Genomic DNA, 565 nt, shown 5'->3' with positions numbered 1-565 from the left:
ATCTAGCGCAACAAAATCGAGGGTTCGTAGTGGCTTCCGGGCGGCAAGGCTCTCCCAGCGGAGAAGCACTCATCGCGGTGGGACGCGAAATCGATGTGGGGGTTACATCAATCGAGCGTCTCGGTCGGGCGCCTGCCGCCCGGAAACCAGCGACTGCGGGAACGCGCAGCCGGTTGTCTGTCGTCAGCGCACCTGCTTGGCGTCGCCGTCCGCCGCGGATGCCGATTGCAGCGCCGTATCACCGGCGAGCTTCACCTTGAGGTTCTCGGTCATGAATTGCGTGCCGGCGGCGACCACGACATCGCCGGGTTTCAAACCCTCCGCGACACGCACGCCATCGGCGGCGAACTCGGCAACCTTGATCGGACGAGCATGAACGGTGTCGGCGCCACGATCGACGGTCCAGACGATCGATTGGGTGCCTTGCTCGGCCAGTGCGCTCAGGGGGATCGAGACCAGCTGCCGCTCATTGGCCGCCGTGGCTTCGATGCTGGCGGTCATGCCGAGCAGCACACGCGGATCGTTGGGCAGGCTGACGCGGACGGCAAAGGTGGGTGATTGCGGA

1 pseudogene is annotated in these 565 nt (G+C 65.1%); it reads right to left on the bottom strand.

Annotated elements, in window-relative coordinates:
• Window positions 1-183 precede the first annotated feature (183 nt).
• A pseudogene (locus EN991_RS39030) lies at window positions 184-565 on the bottom strand (efflux RND transporter periplasmic adaptor subunit); the annotation flags it as partial.

It is taken from the genome of Mesorhizobium sp. M7A.F.Ca.US.005.03.2.1, from assembly GCF_003997795.1.
Classification (GTDB): Bacteria; Pseudomonadota; Alphaproteobacteria; order Rhizobiales; family Rhizobiaceae; genus Mesorhizobium; species Mesorhizobium ciceri.
The sequence above is the reverse complement of the archived record's forward strand: the minus strand, read 5'-3'. Positions and strand labels throughout refer to the sequence as shown.